The following is a 965-nucleotide window of genomic DNA, read 5'->3' on the forward strand; positions in this document are numbered from 1 at the left end:
GTTGATCGCATATTTAATATGGAATTTGCGTCTACATCAACATATTTAACTGTCGTTTTGACAGGAGTTGATGTGCTACCTGAAGTTGTTTTATCCGTTTGGCTATTTGTCGAAGTAAGATACTGGCTACTTACATAGCCGTCTTTTCCATTGACATTTATTTTAGACCAACCGTTTGACTCCGAATATACCGTTACTTGTGTTCCTTTTTTCAGAGTAGCCACGATTTTTCCACTAGTGGATGCGGTTGATCGCATATTTAAGGTAGAATTTGCAGCTACATTGACAGATTTAACTGTCGTTTTGACAGGAGTTGATGTGCTGCCTGAAGTTGATTTATCCGGTTGGCTTTTTGTCGAAGTAAGATACTGGCTGCTTACATAGCCGTCTTTTCCATTAGCATTTATTTTAGACCAACCGTTTGTCTCTGAATATACCGTTACTTGTGTTCCTTTTTTCAGAGTAGCTACGATCTTCCCACTAGAGGATGCAGTGGATCGCATATTTAATACTGAATTTGCAGCTACATTGACAGATTTAACAGTCGTCTTAATAACAGTTGCAGGTGACGTGCTGCTTATAGTAACAGTTCCTTTAGCAGGTTGGCTTTTTGTCGAAGTGAGATACTGGCTGCTTACATAACCGTCTTTTCCATTGGCATTAATTTTGGACCAGCCATTAGACTCTGAATATACCGTTACTTGTGTTCCATTTTTCAGAGTAGCCACGATCTTTCCACTAGTCGATGCAGTGGATCGCATATTTAAGGCAGAATTTGCAGCTACATTGACAGATTTAATAGTAGTTTTGATAGCAGTTGATGTGCTGCTTGAAGTTGCTTTAGTAGGTTGGCTTTTTGTAGAAGTAAGAAACTGGCTGCTTACATAGCCGTCTTTTCCATTGGCATTAATTTTAGACCAACCGTTAGAATCCGAATACACCGTTACTTGTGTTCCTTTTTTTAA

At 39.0% G+C, this 965-nt stretch carries 1 protein-coding gene; it reads right to left on the reverse strand.

What is annotated here, in order from left to right:
• Positions 1-965, reverse strand: a 965-nt coding sequence (locus tag AC3WJF_RS23045; RefSeq protein ID WP_492456436.1) for an SH3 domain-containing protein, incomplete at both ends; no start/stop codon positions are given.

This window comes from Heyndrickxia sp. FW510-T9, assembly GCF_058781025.1.